Below are 21,012 nucleotides of genomic sequence, written 5' to 3' on the forward strand. Positions count from 1 at the left end.
GTGAAAAGTGGGGAAAACGCTGCCGTTTTTCCATGAGCACACGTTAAAGTGCCTGGTTCAACCCGGGTTGAGGTCAACTTTAAATACGCAGCCACGAGGCTCGGCAGGCTCGATGCTTACTAACCACCCCTGGTGATCACAGATCCGCTTAACCAGAGACAAACCCAGGCCAAGCCCCTCTCCCCGGGCATTGGATCCCCGCTGGAAAGGCTCGAACAAACGGGATTGTTGCTCCGGCGCAATACCCGGGCCCGTATCTTCGACCCGAAAGCCGCCATCAAACAAAACCAGATCTACCCTGCCCTCTTCTGTGTAGTGCAGGGAGTTGCGCAGAAGATTCGACATCACCGTCCGCAGAAACGTTGGCTGGTAATACCTGTCGTCCTCGGCCTCAACGGTCGACCGATACTCAATGTGATGAGACGCAAACTGTCCTCCCCAGATTTCAGACTGCTCCCTCGCTACTTGGGCCAGAGTGATACCACACCCGGGCTCGACCATGGTGCCACGCTCGCGCGCTAGCATGAGCAAAGTCTCCACCAGCTCGAGCATTTCTGCAGCCGCCCGCTGGATACGTCCCAATTGCTCTTGCTGCTTCGTCTCTAACCCGGGAGACTGGGCCAACAGCTCGCAGGAAGTACCGATAACCATCAATGGCGTACGCAGCTCGTGGCTGACATCGCCGGTGAACAGCTTTTCCCGCTCCAGCGAGCGTCGCAGTTGCTCGAAAGTGCTATCAAAGGCTTCCGCCAGACGTCCCACTTCGTCATCAGCGTAATTTTTGGCCAATTGCTCCGCCCCCTGAACCCGGGCACCGGAGCGCACTTCGTCGGCCAGTAGTGCTACCGGCTGCATTACCCGATTAGCCAGCAGTGACCCCAGCCCCCAGGCGATCAGCAGACTGCCCAGAAAACAGGCCAATACCACGTCGAACAGCAATTGCTCGCGCGCTTCAAATTCTCGCTGATCCTGCACCATTAGATAGGCCGAACCGTCGCGATCCTGCCGGTACACGTAGTAGGCCTGATCCCCCAGTACCACTTCGGAGAATCCCGGGGTTACCGCGGAAAACTCCGGTGGTGGAAGAAATTGAGGGGCCGCCTCGGTGTATAGCTGCTTCCCTTTGTCCAGCGACAATGCCTGCCCAGTGCCAAGGGCATCCATTGCCGCTTCCAGTTCCGAGTGCATGTCCTCGGAGACCAGGTGCTCTTCCACCAGATGTACGATTTGCACAATACCAATGGAGAAAGCGCCACTGACAAAGAGCGTCATCAGTACGAAAGCGACAATGATGCGCTGCTTGAGCGGCTGCTTGACGTTCATTCCTCCAACTCCGCCAGACGATAGCCAATCCCGTGCACCGTATGGATCAGCGCCCGGTCAAAAGGCTTGTCGACCACCTGGCGCAGCTGGTGAATATGGCTGCGCAGGCTATCTTTGTCCGGCGCATCTTCGCCCCACATGGCCATTTCCATGACTTCCCGCGTCACGACGGCCGGACTTTTTCGCATGAGTAATACAAGGAGCTTGATGCCCATGGGATTCAGTTTGAGTGGCTGTCCGTTGCGACTGGCCTGGTGTGTCGCCGGATCAAAAACCAGATCGGCTACCCGCAGCTCGGCAACACCGCCACCGCGATTGCGCCGGGTGATTGCCTCGATACGCGCCACCAGTTCTGCGAGAGAGAAAGGTTTTACCAGATAATCATCGGCTCCAGAACGCAGACCGCGAAGACGATCTTCCAGCGCGTCACGGGCGGTAAGCATCAAAATGGGCGTGTCACGGCGTGCGTCTTCGCGTAGTCGCTGACAAAATTGGTAGCCATCCACGCCCGGAAGCATCACATCCAGGACAATGAGGTCATAGTGATTGGAGGCCGCCAGGTGCAGTCCACCCAGGCCATCCTGTGCACAGTCAACGCTGTACCCCTGAAGCTCAAGGTAGTCGAGCACATTGGTAAGAATATCGACATTGTCTTCCACCACCAGGATCCGCACGCGCTTTCTCCAGTCCATTAACGGGTATGGTTAAAATTCTCGGCCAAACTCCGTCGACCGGCAAGCAATGAGTGACTAAAATCAACCCCCTGATAAAACCGGACTCAATACACCAAATGCTCAATATGGATTATTACTAATGGGCCGCTGGAGACCACCCCGCCCTCGCGGCTCACGCTACATCACCCCTGAGGGTGCGTCGCGCATGCGCGCCGAAGTCAAACACCTGTGGGAAGTGGAGCGCCCCCGCGTCACCCAGGCAGTGAGCGACGCCGCCAAGCTTGGGGATCGCAGCGAAAATGCGGATTACATCTACGGCAAGAAAAGACTGCGGGAAATCGACAGCCGGGTGCGCTTTCTGACCAAGCGCCTGGAAGAAATCACCGTGGTCGACCGTATTCCCGATGACCGCGACAAAGTGTTTTTCGGGGCCTGGGTGACACTGGAAGTTGACGACGGCAAGACCGTTAAATACCGTATCGTCGGGCCGGATGAATTCAACGTGAAGGAAGGGCTTATTTCCATGGACTCCCCGGTTGCCCGCGCCCTGCTGGGAAAGAGCCTCGACGATGAAATCGAAGTTCAACAAAACGAAGAGTGGGTGACCTACTACATCCTCGAAATCGAGTATCCGGAAAACGACGCCGTTTAGCGGGATGGCGCAATAAAAAAGGTGGCCATGGCCACCTTTTTTATTGGAATCAGTGCACGCCATCCAAAAGATGCCGCGCGATAATCAAGCGCTGAATTTCGCTGGTACCTTCGTAAATCGTCGTAATACGCACATCCCTCGCCATTCGCTCCAGCGGGAATTCCCGTGTATAGCCCACGCCACCGTGCATCTGCAGCGCCACGTAGCAGGCCTCATTGGCCTTCTCAGACGCATAGAGTTTGGCCATGGACGCCGCCGGGCCAAAGGGCTGGCCGGCATCTTTCTGCCAGGCGGCCTGTAACAACAACAAACGCGCGGCTTCCATTTCGGTGTATTTGTCCGCGAGCTGCCACTGCAGCCCCTGGAATTGCGCCAGCGGTTTGCCGAACTGCTCCCGTTCCTGCAGATAAGTGCGCGCGCAGTCCAGTGCTTCCAGACCAATGCCGAGTGCAAGAGAACCGATACCAATACGCCCGCCCGCCAGCTCGCCGGCGGCAATGCGGAATCCGCGGTTTTCTTCGCCAAGCATATTCGCCGCGGGAATACGGCAATCCTCAAACGCGACCTCATTGGTGACGGAAGCTTTCTGCCCCATTTTCTCTTCTGCCTTGCCGATCACCAGCCCGGGGGTACCGGCCTCGACCAGGAAGCAGGAGATGCCCTTGCCTTTCGGTGCGGCCGAATCGGTCACCGCCCACACCACAAACACACCGGCAAACTCGGCGCTGCTGATAAACAGCTTGCTGCCATTCAGCACATAGTCGTCGCCGTCTCTCACCGCGCGGGTACGCATGGCGGCGGCGTCGGAGCCAGAGCTGGGTTCGGTCAGGCAGAAGGAACCAGCGGCGTATTCGCCACTGCAGATTTTGGGCAGGAAATAGTTTTTCTGTGCGTCAGTACCCATGGCCTGAATCACTTCCGCCACCATATTGGTCACCGAGGTGGTGGTTGCGGTAGAAGCACAGCCGCGGGCGATTTCGGTAATCGCGAGACTAAAGGCAATGGTGCCGGCCCCGGTGCCACCAAAATCCGGATCCACATTGATCCCCATAAAGCCCAGCTCTGCCAGCTCCTTGAGTTTCTGCAGAAACAGCGGACGATTGCCGGTTTTATCCAGGTCCGCGGCGATGGGCTTCAGCTCGCTCTCGGCGAACTGGCGCGCGGCCTCCTGGATCATCTGTTGCTCTTCGGTCAGTTCAAAATTCATCTCAGACTCTCGCTTTGTATACGCGCTGTCATCCGCGCGATTCCATTATTGTTGTGTTTTTAACAGTAGCCGCCGCAGCAAGCCCTGTTGTATGGCCACGCCCAGCAGAATCAATGCCAGCCCGGCGATGGTGGCCACATGGATTTTTTCCCCCACCAGCAGCGCGATCAGCAGTAGCGAAAGCGGTGGCGAGAGATAAATAAAATTACTGATACGCGCGGTGTTGTCGCAGCTGAGCATGGCCGCCTGCCACAGCAAAAACGCGATGCCCATTTCAAACAGCCCAACGTACACTGCGCCGGCCCAGCCCTCCAGCGGCGGCCATTGCCAGTCACCCTGCCACCAGACCGCGGCGGCCAGCCACGGCAGGCCACAGCAGAATGTCAGTAATAGATTGACCGCCGCGTTGCCACCAATGCGGGTATTCAGCAGCCAGTAGCAGGACCAGATGAAAGTACTGAACAGCGCCAGGGCAACCCCGAATGGCTGCTCAAACTTCAGTTCCAGCAAATTGCCCTGGGTGGCAATCACCAGGACCCCGGAGTAACAGACCAGTCCCGCCAGTAAATCCTGACGGCGCAATTTTTGCTTCAATAACGGGACGGATAGCAGCGCCAGTACCACACCCCAGGTGTAGTTCAGCGGCTGAGCCTGCTGGGCCGGCAGCAGTTCGTAGGCGTGGAACAACACCAGGTAATAAAGGAAGGGATTGCAGAAGCCCAACGCCAGAAACCAGCCGCGCGACGCCCGCCAGCGCGACCCGATTTCATTCCAGCGCCCCTGCCAAAGCACCACCCCCGCCATCAGCAGGGTCGACACCACCGAGGCGATGGTGACCAGTTGCAGGGGCGACAGGTATTGCAGAGACAGTTTGAAGGCGCTGGCCACGGTGGACCAGCAGAGAACCGCCAGCAGCGCAAATATCGTGGCCCGGCGATTACCGTTTCCATGGCCGACCTGCCCCGAGGCGGCGCCCGAAGAATCTGCTGAACGGATATCTGAACTCACAGCGGTACCAGGGACATTTTGACTACACATCCACGAACGAAGCCCCGGACACAGGGCCTTCGTTTACATCAGGTCAACAAGCGGCTAATCAGCGCTTGCCGCTCTTGGGTTCCGGATCCGGAACCGCGACGGAAGTATCGGTTTTCACTTCCTGAATCACCACATAGGTGTGGGTTTCCCGCACACCGGGTACCGAGGCGAGCTTTTCGCCGAGGAATTGCCGGTATCCGAGCATATCCTTGATGCGAATTTTCACCAGGTAGTCGAAACCGCCGGCCACCATGTGGCACTCCTGAACCTCTTCGAGCCCGGAAACATGCTTATTGAATGCCTCCAGCGCCTCTGTCGCGGTATCCGTCAGAGACACCTGAATGTAGACCACCAGCCCTGCATGTACCTTGAGGGGGTCCAGCAGCGCGACATAGTCCTTAATAAAGCCTTCACGCTCCAGTCTCTTGACTCGCTCAAGACACGGGGTCGGGCTGAGATTGACACGGCGGGCCAGCTCCACATTGGGAAGGCGGCCAGCTTGCTGAAGAATTCGCAGAATCTGGCGGTCGATACGATCCAGATCTTCCAATTTCCGAGACATTGCAAAATACCCTACTGGTGATTAACCGGATAAGCCCTATATTTAACCACACTCTTCGCCAATATGGCGATTAATTCTGGGACATTTCCCACATAATCCGGTTTTTTATCCTGCACCCATTTCCACCAGGGAGTTTTGAGGAAATTACGTATGCCTACACAGTTCGCCGGCCAATTGACCGAAGAGTTGAAAAACGCGCGCCAGAAGGCCCGTGAGTACCTGCACGCCGACGAAAACCAGTGCGTCAGTGAGCTGCTGGCCGCCCCCCGTCCGGGCGAGGCCCTGCGCGAGAAGATTCTCGCCACTGCCAGCCAGCTGGTGGTCAAATCCCGCGAGCAACGCAGCAAGCGCGGCACACTCGACGCCTTCCTGCAGCAATTTGGCCTTTCCAATAAGGAAGGTGTTGCCCTGATGTGTCTGGCGGAATCCCTGCTGCGGGTTCCCGACGCCGATACTGCAGACAAGCTGATCGCGGAAAAGGTCCACTCCGGCAACTGGTCCAGCCACCGCGGCCAGTCTGACTCCCTGTTCGTCAACGCCTCCACCTGGGGCCTGATGCTCACCGGCAATATTGTCGAACTGGATCCGGACATCACCGAAAAGCCCTCCACCTGGATGAAGCGACTGGTCAGCCGTATGGGCGAGCCGATGGTGCGCACCTCCATGATGCAGGCCATGAAAATCATGGGCGGCCAGTACGTGCTCGGCCGCACCATCAAGGAAGCCCTGAAGCGCGGCCCCGCAGAGAACAAACCCGGTACCCGCTTCTCCTTCGATATGCTCGGCGAAGGCGCCCGCACCATGGCGGATGCCCAGCGCTACTTCGACGCCTATATGATGGCCATCGAAGCCATCGGCGCCGACAACAACAAACGCGATGTGGTGGAAGCCAACGGTATCTCCATCAAGCTCTCTGCCCTGCACCCCCGCTACAGTGAACTGCAGCGCGAACGCGTGCTCAACGAACTGCTGCCGCAGGTAAAAACCCTCTGCCTGGCCGCAGCCAAGTACGACATGGGCCTCAATATCGATGCGGAAGAAGCGGACCGCCTGGATATCTCCCTGGATATCTTTGAAGCCCTGGCGCGCGACCCGGAACTGAAAGACTGGCAGGGCCTCGGCTTTGTACTCCAGGCCTACCAGAAGCGTGCCCCCCACGTGGCGGACTGGCTGATCGCCCTCGGTCGCGATACCGGCCGCAAGCTGATGGTACGCCTGGTAAAAGGCGCCTACTGGGACAGCGAAATCAAACACGCCCAGCAGATGGGCCTGACCGACTACCCGGTGTACACCCGTAAGTGCCACACCGACCTCTCATACCAGGTGTGTGCCAAAAAGCTGCTGGATGCGCGGGATGCGATCTACCCGCAGTTCGCCACCCACAACGCCTACACCGTGGGCCTGATCCTGGAAATGGCCGGCAAAGCGGGCGAAGGCTATGAGTTCCAGCGCCTGCATGGCATGGGCCACCTGCTCTACGATCAGATCGAAGCGGTACACGGCCAGCGCGCGCCGGTGCGCGTCTATGCGCCCGTCGGTGCCCACAAAGACCTGCTGCCCTACCTGGTGCGCCGACTGCTGGAAAACGGGGCCAACAGCTCCTTCGTCAACCGTTTCATGGACGAGAAAACCCCGGTGAGCGAGCTGGTACAGGACACCCTCAAGCAGAGCGAAGACTGTAACCCCTACCGCCACCCCGAAATCCCGGTGCCGGCAGACATTTATATTGGCCACGAGTCGCTGCCGCGCAAAAACTCCCACGGTATCGAGCTCACCGACCCGATCGCGCTGGCGCCCCTGATGAACGCGGTTAACGCCTCTGCCGATCAGTCCTGGAGCGGCGGCCCGATCATCGACGGCATTGCCGGTAAAGCCGATATACCGGTGGTGAATCCGGCCAGCGGCGAACTGGTAGGCCATACCGCCAATACCGACGCCGCGCAAATTGACAAAGCCTTTGCCTCTGCCGCCGAAAACCAGCGCGCCTGGAACCGTCTCGGCGGCAATGCCCGTGCGAAGATTCTGGACAAGGTTGCCGACCTGTACGAACAGCACCTGAATGAGCTGGTGGCGATCATCTGTCGCGAAGCCGGTCGTACATTGAATGACGGCATCAGCGAAGTGCGCGAAGCCGTGGATTTCTGTCGCTACTACGCCAACGGCGCGCGTAAACATTTTAGCGAGCCGACCATCCTCCCCGGCCCCACCGGTGAGAGCAACGAGCTGAGTCTCTGCGGCCGCGGTGTATTTGTCTGCATCAGCCCCTGGAACTTCCCGCTGGCGATTTTCACCGGTCAGGTGGTTGCCGCGCTGGCAGCCGGTAATGCGGTAATGGCGAAGCCCGCAGAACAGACACCACTGATTGCCGCACGTGCCGTGCAACTGATGCACGAAGCGGGAATCCCGCAAAAAGTGCTGCACCTGATTACCGGCACCGGCGCCGCCATCGGCAAACCGCTGCTGGACGACCCGCGCGTTGCCGGCGTTGCCTTTACCGGCTCCACCGAAACCGCCAAGCACATCAATATGCAGCTGGCGGCGAAAGACGGCCCCATAGTGCCGCTGATCGCCGAAACCGGTGGCCAGAACGTGATGATCGTGGACTCCACTGCCCTGCCAGAGCAGGTCGTGGACGATGTCATTCAGTCCGCTTTCCTCAGTGCCGGTCAGCGCTGTTCTGCTCTGCGTATCCTGTGCGTGCAGGATGTGATTGCAGACAACCTGCTGAACATGCTGAAAGGTGCCTGCGAAGAACTGACTCTGGGCGACCCGGCGAAACTGGAAACCGACATTGGCCCGGTCATCGATGAAAAAGCCCTGGGACTGCTGGAGAAACACCGCGAGCGCATGGCCACAGAAGCCAAGCCACTGTTCGCATTTGATGAGAGCAAGCGTCCGCAGCAGGGAACCTTCTTCGGCCCGCAGGTCGTGGAAATTACCGACTTCAATCTGCTCAAGCGCGAAGTCTTTGGCCCCTTCCTGCACGTAGTGCGCTTCAAGGCAGAAGAACTGGAAGACGTGATCCGCCGTATCAACGCCACCGGTTACGGTTTGACCTTCGGTCTGCACTCCCGCATCGAAGGCCGTGCCGGCGCCATCTTCAAACGCATTGATGCCGGCAACTGCTACGTCAACCGCGATATGGTCGGTGCCGTTGTGGGCGTCAACCCCTTCGGCGGCATGGGCTTGTCCGGTACCGGCCCCAAAGCAGGCGGCCCGCACTACCTGTTCCGCTTTGCCAACGAGAAGACCAAAACGGTCAATACCGTGGCCACCGGCGGCAATACCCAGCTGTTTACCCTGGGGCAGTAACACCTCGCGTAGACAAAACAGCCGGGCAATAAAAAACGGGCGCACTCGAAAGAGCTGCGCCCGTTTTTCATTCAATCAAACTACTGTGGGATTACTGGTTAATCACACCCTTGTTAGCATCACCGAGCTGGAAGGCGACAGCGGTTTCGTAAGACCCGGTCTGCATGGTCTTGTGCACGTTATACGAACCCAGCTGTGTAGTCAGGGAGTTATGGCCGTACTCTTCCTGAATGGTTACTGCGCGGTTGCCGTGACCATGCTGGAAGGTAACCTGACTCAGGTCCTCACCAAACTGATCGACTTTCGCGCGGTTATATTCGCCGTGTTGAAGAATCAGGGATTCATTGTAGAAGCCACCTTGGAACACATTCGCGCGGTTACCTTCACCGTACTGGTAGGTGTAAGAATGAGAAGCGATGGTACCGAACTGTTCGGTGCGCGCACGGTTATTCTGGCCGTGCTGCTTGATCAGGCCCAGGGAGTATTCACTGCCCCATTGATCAATCCACGCCTTGTTTCCTTGACCGTCCTGGGTAATGGTGGCCAGGTTGTCATAACCCCACATCTGATTAATTTCAGCGCGGTTGTAGTTACCGAACTGCTTGACCAGGGCATGATCGCCCACGGTCAGCACCTGAGCAGTGAACGCCTTGTTTTTAATACCCAGCTGCAAAACGTCGGTTAGGTTGCCATAGCCATCTTCCTGCACGGAGGATGCTTTATTTAACTTTCCGATCTGGGTTTGAAAAATCTTACTGCCGGTCTCGGTGCCATCCTGAATCGCTTCCGCCTTGTTTTTAAAACCAAGTTGCGTTTGCATAACAAAGTTATAAAAAGCAAGCGGGCTATCTTGCACCGCATCCGCATGGTTCAAACCACCTGCCTGAACTTGAATCGCCGTATTTTCTCCAGCCATGGCAGCTGAGCTGACAGCAAATACAATTGCCGCGGCTATCGGGGTATACGCCTTCATGAGTATCTCCTTAAACATCAACAAGTCGGATTGCGACAATGCCTGCATCACAAACCGACTAAGGGTGCACTCCCGCACCCAGTTTTGGTGATTCACAGATTACCCGTCGAGCCGGCAGCACCGCTCAGAAACAAACCGGTTAAAGAAGGCGATTTCTACTTCCCAAATCACCCCGGCTTTACCCGAATGCACGCGAGTCGATACAGCAAACTCAGTTGTCCGGTGAAAACTGCTTGGTTAGACAAGGTCCGTGCTAATTAAAACCAACCCGTGTGTGACAGCGAAAACTACATCACTGGATGAATTAGTCGTCTTACCCTGCGCAGACTGATCTTATTTCGTACAACGAGATCGAATAATGAACAATCGATATTCAGTCTTGAACGCGGACGCTAGCCTCGCCATAGGAGAGAAGTTCTATTTACTTAGGAAAAAAGTTACTGAAGAGTAAAAATGGCGCAGTGCCCAACGATTATATAAAAAATCACACGTCAAAGCCTTATGCCCCACCATTCCAGGAACACAGCTTCGCCCTTTACCCAGCGCTCAAGCACATGGCCTCGAGTCAAATAATTCCCTGTGTTTTAAAAAACCTCGCTCCAATCAAATGGATGTAAAAACAGAAAATTAAATAACCCCAAGCACCAGCATAAAAATGCGACAAAGATAACCGGTAAATTAATGAATGGCCCTTTCTAGCTAACACGCATAACTTTTCGATTTAAAAGCACACAAAAAGACACCGAGAAATAACCTATTTTGGTGCACTCGTTACCGGCAATAAATTATGCCCGTAATAATTTCTCAATTTATCCCGTAGCAAAGATGCGAATAAAACTTAATTAACCGGAATCCCCCATCGAACGACCGCCTGACGATCTGCGCTCTTAATACTTGATTTATTTCACATTTCAAAAATTCTTCGTCGCCAAATAATTCTTTTTGGCGCACAAGCCTTCAATAGTTTTTGAGCGGTTTTCTCTGCCGCTGCACAGGGCGACAGGTACTTCTTTCTCATCCGTTATAACCAGTACCCCCCAAACCGATTTGTCATATGCAAAACGAAATTCTATTTTTTAAATGTTGCCTAAAAAATGTTCAACTCGTTCATTAATCACCCTGGTCACTGTTCGGGGTGATACCTGCCGAGGGGAGCTGAAAGGTAACAAGGCGTATCGATTAGCGTAACCAGCGAGAGGGATCTAGCCATGCCGTTCCGTAACGGCGATTGCCATCCGCATTCGGATAACCGGTCAATCGCACCTCCAGACCCAAAGAAGAAACGAACCCCCAGACTAAGGAAGTCCATTGCCCGCACCTTTTTGCAAAGGGGCGGCGCCTGGGGATTGTCGTTGTCCCTGATGGCAGGACCTGCGCTGGCCGACGTGCCGCCGCTTAAAAAAATCACGGTCCCCGACGTCAATATGCTGGGCCTGCTCGATGGCCAGGGCCAAGGCGTCAGCCCATCAGAATGGGAACAGATTACCAAGCCCGGAAAGCGCACCAAACTTCAGCAGCTGGGCAAACTGTTCTTCTTCGATATGCAGGTGGGCAGTGACGGTGTACAGGCCTGCGCCAGCTGTCACTTCAACTCCGGTGCAGATATCCGTAAGGTCAACAGCATGAGTCCGGGCCTGCGCGGTGGGGACCATTCGCACCAGCTGTTAGGCGCGAACAACAAGCTCACGGTTTCCCAATACGGCGGTGCCAACTCTCCACGCGGATTGCCGGTGAGCGAAAGCACCCTCATGGCCAATGGCGCCACGCCGGATCAGTCGGATGGCACACCGGGATACTTGGTGGCCCCCTCCATCCTGAACAGCATCGCGGGCTACGACGTCAACGACGTTGTTTCCTCCCAGGGGGTGCGCGCCACCACCTTCACCGGCCTGGTTGCGGGTTCGGGGCAGGACGCGGGCGAGATTCACGTCAAAGACCTTGGATTTGACGACGATGACGCCCTCTTCCCAGTGGTTTTCGGCAATAACCTGGCATTCCCACAAACCGTGCGCCGGGTGGAACCGCGCAACACGCCCACCACCTACAACGCCATCTTCAACCAGAGCAGCTTCTGGGATGGCCGCGCAGATATGTTCTTCAACGGTGTAAATACCCTGGGCTTCCGCGACCCGGATGCCAAACTGCGTGTTTACTACAGCGGAGACTATGCGCAGGAGCACGCGGTACTCATTCCATTCTCGTCACTTGCCTCCCAGGCCGTCGGCCCCACTGGCAGTGATTTTGAAATGGAATTCGTGCACCGCGGTGGCGGTGGCGGAGCCTCGTACAACCTGGGCCGCAAAATGCTGCACCTGTCGCCGCTCTATGGGCAATGGGTAAGCTGCAGCGACTCCCTGTTGGGCGACCTGACTTACTGCGGCCCGGGCGAGTATCAGGTGCGCGGCATTGACCACAAGCTCTACTCCGATTTTATCAAGGACATCTTCCTTGAAAAATTCTGGGGTGATGGCAGTGGCTACAACGTGTGCCTGACCAAAGATTCCGGCTTTAAGAAAAAAGTCGATATGAGCTACTGCGGCTACGACTCGGAAAACAGAACCCTGATGGAGGTCAACTTCAACTTGTTCTGGGGACTTGCAGTCCAGGCCTACGAGGCGACCCTCACCACCGGCAACACCATTGTTGACCTGATGGCGGGCGGCATGATCGATTCGGACCCGCAAGGCAACAACGGCCCCAAAACCCTGATCGAACACATCAGTGCCGATGGCAGAGTCTTGGTGAAACTCGATGTAGGTATGGGTCGCCCACCTGCTGGGACACCGGATCGCAAGTTTGAGCGCGTTAACGGACGCTTCATGATGGTGATTGACTGGACCGGTATGCAGCCGGCAGGCGATGGCGTTGCCTTCACAGACTGTACCGCGATGCTGCCACCGGACACCAGTGCCGTCGAAGCAGGCGCTGCCTATGACTCCTGCGCCTACAAGTTCGCCGAGTTTATCCATCCCAAAGCGGAAACTGGCTCCGAAGCGCCAAAAGCGCCGAACCAGCCGGAAAGTGGTCTGCTGATGGCAGGCGAACCGATCGGAGGATGTACTCCGCCTTACGACTCCCGAGTCTGTGAGGCAGCGGCGGCCACCATCGCCAACATCGATGAGGGTATGGGACGCTTCCAGGCTGGTGCTACCGACTGTGCGGCCTGCCACGCCTCGGCTGAGTTCACCGGTGCCACCATCAGTGCCACTGTCGGCTTCGGTGGAGACCCAATTCCCGGTGAACCACCTCCGGCCATCCTCGAGCGGATGAACACCTTCGAGAACCAGGGTGTGTACGACGCAGGTTTCTACAACATTGCGGTGCGTCCAACCGCGGAAGACGTCAGTGTTGGCGGAGACATTGAGACCAGCAACGGCGGCATGATTCCGCTCTCCAAAGCGCGTCTGGCACAGCTGATGGGCATGCTGCCCGGACCTCTGCCCTCCCCCTACAACACCACCGCATCCAGAGAGGTTCTGCAAAAAATCAAGGATCGACTCCAGGCCGGTGTGGGTGTAGGTGGCATTCAGGTGCCCAAGTCACCGAGCGACCTTTCCGCCAAGCCGTTCGCTATGAACCTGGTCTGCGACCCGGAAATGGATCCGCCCCCGGCATTCTGTGATCCAACCGTACCCGCCGAAGACCTGGCACTGCGCAATGGTTTCTTCAAGACTCCGACTATTCGCATGACCAAGTTCACCGGACCGTTTATGCACAACGGCGCCAAGATGAACCTGCGTCAGGTGCTGGAGTTCTACAAAACCATCGTGGACTTCGATGCGGACGACGACAAGCGCTTCGGCTTCTCCAAGCTGAACAAAGCCAATCTGGATGCCGGCCTGCGCATCTTTGATGTGGGCGCCGATCGTGAAGCCGCGATGATCGAGATGATGGAAACCGGCTTGACCGACTGGGGCGCGGCCTATCAGGAAGGCAAATTTGACCACCCTCAAATTTGTGTTCCCAATGGCCATGACCAGAAGGGTCGCACCAAGCTGGCGAATATCGCTGCGGTCGGTGAAGACGGTAGTACAAATCGCATCATTACCTTCCAGGAACTGCTGCAAAATGCCTCCGGCTTTGCGCACGACCTGAAAACAAACTGTGATATGTACATTTCCGACGACAATGGTAAGTCCAAATATGAGACTCCCTATCCACTGCCTCCAGTCATGCCCTAACCAGCATGCATAACGGTGAGGCCCGCACGGCAACGTGCGGGCCTTTTTTATTTACCCATAAAAAAACCGGAGGAATAATCCTCCGGCTCAAGCCAAGTCCTGTGAGTTGCCGAATAGCACTTGGGATGAATTTGCTCAGCGGCCAGTCAGCACTGGCCTCATTTGGCCGCTACCTAATTGAGTACGCGGTATCCGCGACCACGCAGGCAGTTGCGCGTAATGTAATTGGCTTCCGCATGGGCGCTGCCAACACCACTGACACCGCCGATTACCGCCCCGGCTCCGGCCGCCGCAGCCGCCGCACTACTGGTGTCGCCGATGATTGCACCCAGCGCGCCACCGAGGAGCGCACCGCCAGCGGCACGGGTCAGCCCTCGGCGGCCCTCATCGCGCCGTGCGGCTGTGGCCAGGCCATTACAATCCGCCAGATCCAGCTGGTACTGGCGCATGTTCACGCCGTAGGTATCAATCACGATTCCACGCGCGCCTGGCACCTGCTCCTGTTGGTAGGCACACCCGAACAGGGTTGCTGCGCTCAGGCCCACAGCGGCCATGACCTTCAGTTTGATTGGCAGTTTCATTGGCGCTCCTCACCACATTTGTCGCCTGTGTCTACTTAGGTTTAGACCAGCGTAGAGAAGCGCGCCACCCCAATTGCTCATTTACAGGGTGCTGCTAAGAACGGAGTGATTGATACCAGAGATGGACTTTTCTGGAATAGAGTCTATAGGGCGTGGGTTAAAAGCTGTTGAAAGAGGCCCTCGAGGCCCGAGGAAAAATCAGCGGTAAAAATAATCGATCTGCAATCGCTGGGGCTCTCCGGAGTCATCCAGCAGGTTACTCACCCCGGTAAACCGCTGCAGGCGAGGCATTGGGACGAGCGTGTTTTTATCACTCGTCACGCCGTCAGTATCAACGGTACTGTACCGCAACAGGATGTCACCGCCGGCGATCCAGCGCAGTAGCGGTTGGGCGAGATCCACGCGTACACACAGCGCCGAGCCCGGTGGCTCACACACCAATGAAGTAGCCCGCAGGCGAATACTTCTACCATGGGGCGGAGAGGCAAACTGGAATCTGAGCTCTGAGCCATCGGTTAACGCCTGCCAGTTTTTCCGCACATAGGCATCAAACCCGGCATCAATGACGTCGATTTCGGAGTCGTCAATCACCACTTCGCGAAGCGCCTTGCTTTCCGCCTCCCGGTACCGAAGTCGCCAGGCACCAGATTCCCACACGGTTTCGCGCAGCTCACCGGAGCGGAAGTCCTGCTGAAACACCTGTGGCAACCGTTGTTCCTGAATCGCGCTGCCGGGTGCAATGGCCGCAAGTCGTTTCTCTGCAATCTTCTCGCCGTCGGGAGCAAAGTAAAGAACACGCATTGTTCCCAGGTCTTGAGGCAAAAAATATTCGCAATAGACGGTCTCCGACTCTCCGGGAGTCACCGCCCTTCCCGCGACTATCGCAGACGCAGTAATCTCAGCGGGCGCACTACACCCACTAATGACCAATGCTGCAGCTGCGATCACACTCATCACTGACTTGCCCTCTTCAATTCCCTAGATCCCTGTTCACAAAGTGCTGAATCCTGAAAAAGCGACTCCGGGCCCAGTAGGCCATTAACACCAGGAAGGCGGCCCATAAAAACCCGAGTAATCCGAGTGATAACCAAAGCGGTTCGGCAAGGGTCACCCTTCCGCCTATTTCAGCACCGATGAAATAACTGAGAGGACCACCGGTTAACCCGAACAAGGCCGCAAGCCACAGGTTTTTCTGGAGAAAGACAAATGCGAAACGCAGTGCGAGCGCAAAGTTTACCCAGAGCATGGCAAGCCAGAGCGGGATGATGCTGAATGCGTCGGTGGTCTGAAAGAGTCCGTACTGAAACAGGAGGCTGTCCATAGCGACACCCAAGGTTGAGACCAGGATCAGCCATAGCAGTGTACGCAACACACTATGCGACACCCCGCCCCCAGCACTGGAGCGACAAAATAACCAGAGATGACACAGAAGGTTGGCCGCCGTGAACAGCACGATAAGCGTACTGGATGGCGCCATCACACACAGGAGCCAGATTCCCTCGAACAGGCACCCACTGATTAGCATCCGCCAAAGTGGCGGGTTCCCTGAACTGCTCATCGCCTGAGTTGCCACGATTCACCACTCACATATCGCAAAATTGCTGAATTGCTAGCGTGGAAGTGTCCGACAGCGCGGTTTGGCAAAGGTAAACTGGGCAGTGCTGATCACGCGCTCAAGAAATCCGCCCTCGCAGTAGCACAGATAAAAGTCCCACATGTTGATAAAGCGCTGATCAAACCCCTGCGAGCGAACCTCCTCGACGCGTTCAAAAAACGCCTCGCGCCAGGCACGCAGGGTTCTGGCGTAATCGAAAGTGATATCGTCCATCCCGACAATCTGCATGTCCGTATCCTTCGCGATATGCGTGGCAACCACCTGATTGGATGGCAGACAGCCACCGGGGAAAATATAGCGCTGGATAAAATCGACACTGTTTTTGTAGCTTTCGAATCGTTGGTCCTGAATGGTTATCGCCTGCATGACCATCAATCCGTCGGGCTTGAGTAACTGGCTGCAGCGCGAGAAAAAGGTGTGGTAATACTGGTGCCCGACGGCTTCGACCATTTCAATGGAAACCAGCTTGTCGTAATGCCCCTCAAGCTCGCGGTAATCCTTTAGCAACAGGGTTACCCGATCCGAAAGCCCTTCCCTCTCGACCCAGGCTTTGGCGTATTCGTATTGCTCCCGGGAGATCGTGGTCGTGGTCACCCGGCAGCCGAAATGCTTGGCCGCGTACACTGCCATACCGCCCCAGCCGGTACCTATCTCCAACAGGTGATCGGACGATTTTAACCGCAGCTTGCGGCAGATCTTGGCCAACTTGAACTCGGAGGCTTCGGCAAGGCAGGCATCACCATTGGGAAATACCGCCGACGAATAGAGCATGGTCGGATCGAGGAAAAGGCTGAAAAAATCATTCCCCAGGTCGTAGTGGGCAGAAATATTGCGACGGGATCCCTTTAGGGAATTGGCATTGAAACGATGCAGCACCTTGAGCGCCAGCTTGTGCGCCAGGCTCCAGCGGGAATCCAGACTGTCCAGCAAAGACATGTTGGCGACCATCAGCCGAATCACCTGCACCAGATCCGGGGAAGTCCAGAAGCCGTCCATATAGGCCTCGCCAGACCCAATGGTTCCACTGGTCAATACCTGGGTGTAGGTATTCGGGTGCAGTACGTGGATGTGCGCCACTATCTCGGAATCACCCGCCCCTCTGCCAGAGGACGCAGTCGATGCAGCTTCAGGCTTTCCAAAGCGCAGCACGGGTGGATCATTGGCCGGAAGCCCCTCGCGGGCACCGTCACCACCAGCAAAAAGTTCATGCACATAGAGGGTGCCAATCTCAATCGCTTCAAGGCGCGCCAGCACGAGCTTTCTGGCCACACGGTCCAGCCAGTGCATCGATAGTACGGGCGCCGCTGCGGCACCACCGCTGATGACCGGGTAATCTGCCTGTTCGATGCTTGCAGCACCACCCTGAGCACCGGCCGAGTGATTGTTCGGACCTTCCGAAGGGATACCCGACTTGTGCCACGGGGACAGGTTTTCCGCCAATTTATAACCCGATTTCATAGGTGCCGATCTCCGCTTCCTGTAGTGCTCAAAGTAGTGCTTTAAGTTGTACTGTTTTTGCGATCTTTGTGCGCATTCGCGAGTAACTGGTATTTCGCTAGCGCACCGTCAATGTATCAAGAAACTTTGCCTGGATGAGTAACCACAGGTACTCGTTTAAAGAAAAGTTTCATCGCCTGCCAATAAATTGCGCTGATGATTTTTACGGTAAACAGTGGAAACTGGATCAGTTTATTTCTCATCACCTGCGAAGTGATTTCTTCCCGTTTCAGGCTCATGCAGGCATCAAATACACAGTCCCCCGCCTCCATGGAGCGGATACTCACCGTAAGCCGGTCTCCCGGGGTAGTGCTGCGCCACTGGTAGAACTGGTCCAAGGGCATAAACGGCGAAACATGCAGTTCTTTTTTAAACCGCGCCTTTTGTACGCGTCCGTGAGCAGTCACCGGCAGTACATAACCATGGCGTTCATTCCACGGCGTATTGTGAACATCCACCAGCAGTGCCTGGACTCGCTCGCCAGAGTCATCAAAACAGTAATAGATACTGATGGGGTTCATGTTGTAGCCAAAATAGCGCCAGTTCGCGAGAAAGGCGATTGGCCCGGTGGGGCGAATACCTGTTGCCTCCTCAACCCGGTTACGAACGGCTTCGTCCAGCGGAATCGCCGGATCACCAAAAAAGTCCTGTCTGCGGTAACGCGCCGGAGCAAACCGGTGATCAGACCACAGGCGGGAGCTTGCCAGTATTTCGGGCAGCTCATCGAGATAGGCGTACACCATAAATCCGCGGTAACGAAAGCTGTGTTCCCGCGGTTGGTAACGTCTGTGCTGAATCCAGCCAGTGTAGAGGCCGCTGCGCACTAGAATTCAACCCCCAGACCTTTGGCGACCCGAATAGCGCTGACAACACCATCTTCATGGAATCCATTGGCCCAATAAGCACCACAATACCAGGTGCGGTTATGCCCGTTGATTTCCGACCAACGCGCCTGCGCCCTATTCCCCTGCGCTGAAAACTGCGGATGGGCGTATTCGAATTTACCGATCACTTTATCCGGATCGATGGCGTCGTCGGCATTGAGCGTAACGCAATAGGTATTTCGGGTTTTCAGTCGCTGCAAAATGTTCATGTTATAAGTCAACACCGGCAGCTGGTCCTGCGCCCCCTGAAGGCGGTAGTTCCAGCTGGCCCAGGCAGCCTGGCGCTGCGGAAGCAACCGGGTATCCGTATGCAGCACAACAGAATTCTGCTCATAAGGAATGGCACCGAGCACTTCCCGCTCAGAAGACGCCGGGTCGCCGAGCAGAGCCAGTGCCTGATCCGAGTGACAGCCAAAAATCACCTGATCAAACGCCTCTTCCTGTATTCGCCCGGTCGTATCCTGATACGCAATGATTACCTGCTGCTCCCGGCGATAGACCTGTTTTACCGGAGTCGACAAACGAATTCGATCCCGGAAGGATTCCACGAGGGGCTCTATATAACTGCGAGAACCGCCCTTGATGACACGCCACTGGGGACGATTGAAAATATTCAGCAATCCGTGGTTGTAGAAAAAACGAATAAAAAAATCGACCGAAAAATCCAACATCTGCGACATACTCGCCGACCAGATTGCCGAACCCATAGGCACTAGGTAGCGATTGGCAAATTCCGCCGAGTAACCGTTGCTTTCCAGATAACCCCCAAGGCTCATGGACTCGCCGAGATCACCGCGTTTCCAATCCTCCACTGCATCCCGGTTAAAACGCACTATGTCGCGCAACATTCGCCAGTGGCCGCCATCGAGAAGATTCCTTCGCTGCGCAAACAGGGAGTTCAAGTTGTTTCCGGCGTACTCAAAGCCGCCATCGCCGCTGGAAACACTGAACCCCATATCGGTGGGCTGGGACTTTACGCCCAGTTGGTCCATCAACTTGATGAAATTGGGGTAGGTCCAGTCGTTGAATACGATAAATCCGGTATCGACCGCAAGCGGTTGCCCGGCATCCATGAGATCAACGGTTGCGGTATGCCCGCCCAGCCGGCTGTCAGCCTCAAACAGTGTAATGTCGTATTTTTTGTGCAGTAAATAAGCGGCAGTCAAACCGGAAATACCACTACCGATAATCGCGAAACGCATCAGGCTTTCCTCAACTTTCTGATTCTTGTTATGCGGGGCGCGCAGAGGCGATACCACAGGGGACTGAGCAAATTGAGAAGCCGTAGCGGCCAACTCAGCCTGCGGGGAAAATCGATCACTGACTGCTTGCGCTCTAACCCGACCAGAATGCGCTCGGCCGCGGCATCTGCCGACATGAGAAACGGCATTTTGAAATCGTTCTGGGTCGTCAGCGGGGTCTCGATAAATCCAGGACGGATTAACACGGGCCGCAAAGACACTTTCGAGGTATCGGCGCGCACCGATTGGATAAAGTACTCCAGCGCAGCCTTTGAAGCCCCGTAGGCTTCCGCGCGGGGGAAGCCGACCACCGAAGACAGGCTGCCAACGGCGGCAAACACCGGCTGGCGGCTATTGGCGAGCAACGGTTTAGCAACCCGCAGTGTATTGACCACGCCGAAGAAATTGGCGTCAAACACCCTTCTATAACTGGCCAGGTCCAGTGACAGGTTGTCGTCATACTCACAAATCCCGGCGCAAGCAATCACCAGATCGAGTTCATCGGTGATTTCCTGCAATCGCCGTTGCGCCTCAACCATGGAAGTATCAGACCCTACATCGCAGTCCAGTACCCGGATCAACTTGGCATGCCCCAACTGTAGATCGAGCAGGGCCTCTCGGTTGCGGCTACTGACAATCACATAGTGGCCGTCTGCGGCCAATCGTTTGACCAGGGCTCTTCCGATTCCTGAACTGGCACCGGTAACCCAGACAATTTTCTTGTCACCGCTGCGCTGTAGACGACTCATGACCCACTCCCGTGCGGCACGCCATTTTCGACACCGTCAATGTCGGTATTCGCCAGCCCGCGTTTGATATGGCGGATCACCGAACCGAGTAGTGGTACCTGTTCGTAGATCATGGCACCCAGGTCATAACAGTCTTCATGGAAGATGATGCGATCCGTCTTCAAATCCATGTGCAAAAGCGAACTACCCCGCAAAGTAAGCTGCTTGCCACCACGCAACCGCGGGTGACGGAACACCATATGCCACCAAAGGCAGGCCTTGTTATCCTCGGTCAGCACCGTATCGAAGTGAAATCGACACTCCTCAAGGTTCTGCGAGACCTGCGCAAAATAGGCCTGCATCGCAGCCAGACCATGTACCTCATGCACAGGATCCTTGAAGCGGACTTGTGGCGCATAAACGCTGGTGATAGCTTGGGGTTCCGCCAACATAAAGTCCGAGTAGAGATGTTCCAGGCGCTCAATCAGTTGAGCCATAAGCAGCGTCCCTCAGGTTGCAATTGCCACTGTATAGCTCCCCTTAC

Annotated in this window: 17 protein-coding genes; 3 read left to right on the forward strand and 14 right to left on the reverse strand. The window is 56.1% G+C overall.

Annotation, left to right across the window (positions count from 1 at the left end; all coding sequences use genetic code 11):
* Positions 1-57 precede the first annotated feature (57 nt).
* On the reverse strand, positions 58-1,323 hold the full coding sequence (locus M0G74_RS06955; protein ID WP_248215780.1) for a HAMP domain-containing sensor histidine kinase: 1,266 nt from the start codon (positions 1,321-1,323) through the stop codon (positions 58-60).
* On the reverse strand, positions 1,320-1,997 hold the full coding sequence (locus M0G74_RS06960; RefSeq protein ID WP_248216174.1) for a response regulator transcription factor: 678 nt from the start codon (positions 1,995-1,997) through the stop codon (positions 1,320-1,322). Before M0G74_RS06960 ends, M0G74_RS06955 begins: the two co-directional genes overlap by 4 nt.
* Before the next feature lie 139 nt (positions 1,998-2,136).
* On the opposite strand from M0G74_RS06960, the gene greB reads away from it, so the two are divergent.
* The gene (gene greB, locus M0G74_RS06965) at positions 2,137-2,649 is read left to right on the forward strand and encodes a transcription elongation factor GreB (RefSeq protein WP_248215781.1); all 513 of its coding nucleotides are present in this window, start codon (positions 2,137-2,139) and stop codon (positions 2,647-2,649) included.
* A 49-nt stretch (positions 2,650-2,698) separates the two neighbouring features.
* Here the strand turns inward: greB and M0G74_RS06970 are convergent, their stop codons facing one another.
* The 3 genes from M0G74_RS06970 to M0G74_RS06980 form a co-directional block, all read right to left on the reverse strand.
* Positions 2,699-3,856, reverse strand: a complete 1,158-nt coding sequence (locus M0G74_RS06970) for an acyl-CoA dehydrogenase family protein (protein WP_248215782.1) — start codon at positions 3,854-3,856, stop codon at positions 2,699-2,701.
* Positions 3,857-3,901: 45 nt separating this feature from the next.
* Entirely contained in the window at positions 3,902-4,864 is a 963-nt protein-coding gene (locus M0G74_RS06975; RefSeq protein WP_248215783.1) for a DMT family transporter, read from the reverse strand.
* 88 nt (positions 4,865-4,952) lie between these two features.
* Positions 4,953-5,456, reverse strand: coding sequence for an Lrp/AsnC ligand binding domain-containing protein (locus M0G74_RS06980; protein ID WP_160153499.1), 504 nt, complete (start codon positions 5,454-5,456; stop codon positions 4,953-4,955).
* 150 nt (positions 5,457-5,606) lie between these two features.
* On the opposite strand from M0G74_RS06980, the gene putA reads away from it, so the two are divergent.
* On the forward strand, positions 5,607-8,768 hold the full coding sequence (gene putA / locus M0G74_RS06985; RefSeq protein ID WP_248215784.1) for a bifunctional proline dehydrogenase/L-glutamate gamma-semialdehyde dehydrogenase PutA: 3,162 nt from the start codon (positions 5,607-5,609) through the stop codon (positions 8,766-8,768).
* A gap of 91 nt (positions 8,769-8,859) precedes the next feature.
* On the opposite strand, the gene M0G74_RS06990 is transcribed toward putA, so the two are convergent.
* On the reverse strand, positions 8,860-9,741 hold the full coding sequence (locus M0G74_RS06990; RefSeq protein ID WP_248215785.1) for a hypothetical protein: 882 nt from the start codon (positions 9,739-9,741) through the stop codon (positions 8,860-8,862).
* 1,361 nt (positions 9,742-11,102) lie between these two features.
* On the opposite strand from M0G74_RS06990, the gene M0G74_RS06995 reads away from it, so the two are divergent.
* A complete protein-coding gene (locus M0G74_RS06995; protein ID WP_248216175.1) occupies positions 11,103-13,922 on the forward strand; it encodes a cytochrome c peroxidase in 2,820 nt (939 codons plus the stop codon).
* Between the two features lie 173 nt (positions 13,923-14,095).
* Here M0G74_RS06995 and M0G74_RS07000 read toward each other — a convergent pair whose 3' ends face one another.
* The 8 genes from M0G74_RS07000 to M0G74_RS07035 all read right to left on the reverse strand — a co-directional run bounded on the left by M0G74_RS07000 (position 14,096) and on the right by M0G74_RS07035 (position 20,965).
* On the reverse strand, positions 14,096-14,503 hold the full coding sequence (locus M0G74_RS07000; protein WP_248215786.1) for a glycine zipper family protein: 408 nt from the start codon (positions 14,501-14,503) through the stop codon (positions 14,096-14,098).
* A gap of 198 nt (positions 14,504-14,701) precedes the next feature.
* Positions 14,702-15,304 carry a hypothetical protein gene (locus M0G74_RS07005; RefSeq protein ID WP_248215787.1) on the reverse strand — a complete coding sequence of 201 codons (603 nt, stop codon included), beginning with the start codon at positions 15,302-15,304 and terminating at the stop codon, positions 14,702-14,704.
* A gap of 169 nt (positions 15,305-15,473) precedes the next feature.
* Positions 15,474-16,061: a DUF2878 domain-containing protein gene (locus M0G74_RS07010; protein ID WP_348983701.1), complete on the reverse strand. Its 588-nt coding sequence runs from the start codon at positions 16,059-16,061 to the stop codon at positions 15,474-15,476.
* A gap of 51 nt (positions 16,062-16,112) precedes the next feature.
* Complete coding sequence (locus tag M0G74_RS07015; RefSeq protein ID WP_248215788.1) at positions 16,113-17,576, reverse strand: cyclopropane-fatty-acyl-phospholipid synthase family protein; 1,464 nt, start codon at positions 17,574-17,576, stop codon at positions 16,113-16,115.
* A gap of 116 nt (positions 17,577-17,692) precedes the next feature.
* Positions 17,693-18,439 carry a DUF1365 domain-containing protein gene (locus M0G74_RS07020; protein WP_248215789.1) on the reverse strand — a complete coding sequence of 249 codons (747 nt, stop codon included), beginning with the start codon at positions 18,437-18,439 and terminating at the stop codon, positions 17,693-17,695.
* Complete coding sequence (locus tag M0G74_RS07025; RefSeq protein ID WP_248215790.1) at positions 18,439-19,701, reverse strand: FAD-dependent oxidoreductase; 1,263 nt, start codon at positions 19,699-19,701, stop codon at positions 18,439-18,441. Before M0G74_RS07025 ends, M0G74_RS07020 begins: the two co-directional genes overlap by 1 nt.
* The gene (locus M0G74_RS07030; RefSeq protein WP_248215791.1) at positions 19,701-20,489 is read right to left on the reverse strand and encodes an SDR family NAD(P)-dependent oxidoreductase; all 789 of its coding nucleotides are present in this window, start codon (positions 20,487-20,489) and stop codon (positions 19,701-19,703) included. The genes M0G74_RS07025 and M0G74_RS07030 overlap by 1 nt, the downstream gene beginning before the upstream one ends.
* Positions 20,486-20,965 (reverse strand): nuclear transport factor 2 family protein, encoded by a 480-nt coding sequence (locus tag M0G74_RS07035; protein ID WP_248215792.1) that lies wholly within the window; start codon positions 20,963-20,965, stop codon positions 20,486-20,488. Before M0G74_RS07035 ends, M0G74_RS07030 begins: the two co-directional genes overlap by 4 nt.
* Positions 20,966-21,012: the final 47 nt, after the last annotated feature.

Origin of the sequence: Microbulbifer sp. CAU 1566 (assembly GCF_023156515.1) — a bacterium.
GTDB lineage: Bacteria > Pseudomonadota > Gammaproteobacteria > Pseudomonadales > Cellvibrionaceae > Microbulbifer.